Below are 761 nucleotides of genomic sequence, written 5' to 3'. Positions count from 1 at the left end.
CAATGAAATTCTACGTAAAGCAGCCGCTTTTTTCGCCCAGGCGGAGCTCGACCGCCCACACAAATAATGGTGGATTTTATCCATAATAATAAAGAGCTGTACGGAGTCGAGGCGATTTGTAGAATTTTACCGATCGCACCTTCAACCTATTACCGGACTCTAGATCTCTGTGAAAATCCAGAACATCGAGCAAAGCGAGATTTACATGACTTGCATCATGCTGAGGAGATTAAACGAATTTGGAAGGAAAGTTCAGGTCGGTATGGTGTACGTAAAGTCTGGCAAAAACTGAAACGTGAAGGCTATATTATTGCGCGCTGTACTGTTGCTCGATTAATGCAAAAGCTAGGTATAAAAGGTGTTTGGCGTGGTAAGAACAAACAAACCACCCGTAGCCGAGATGATCAAAAACGAGCGGATGACTTGGTAAAACGTAATTTTACTGCTGATCATCCTGACCAACTGTGGGTGAGTGACTTTACGTATATTCAAACAAATTCAGGCTGGGTTTATACTGCATTTATTATTGATGTGTTCTCACGAGCAATTGTTGGATGGAAAGTATCGACACGGATGAATACAGATATGGTGCTCGATGCATTGGAGCAAGCATTGCATGATCGAGGCATGCCAAAGAATGTGATTCATCATTCCGACAGAGGTGTGCAATATCTTTCCATTCGCTATACCAATCGTTTAGAAGCAGCAAATTTACGAGCATCAGTCGGTACGACTGGTGATTCATACGATAATGCTTTGGC

General features: G+C 42.6%; 1 pseudogene and 1 other annotated feature. The pseudogene reads left to right on the top strand.

Annotated elements, in window-relative coordinates:
* Nucleotides 1-761, top strand: a pseudogene (locus HX124_RS18100) (IS3 family transposase); the annotation flags it as partial.
* Nucleotides 25-141: a sequence feature (AL1L pseudoknot), on the top strand. Its footprint overlaps the pseudogene before it by 117 nt.

This window comes from Acinetobacter sp. 226-1 (assembly GCF_030329325.1).
In the GTDB taxonomy this organism is placed as follows: domain Bacteria; phylum Pseudomonadota; class Gammaproteobacteria; order Pseudomonadales; family Moraxellaceae; genus Acinetobacter; species Acinetobacter sichuanensis.
The sequence above is the reverse complement of the archived record's forward strand: the minus strand, read 5'-3'. Positions and strand labels throughout refer to the sequence as shown.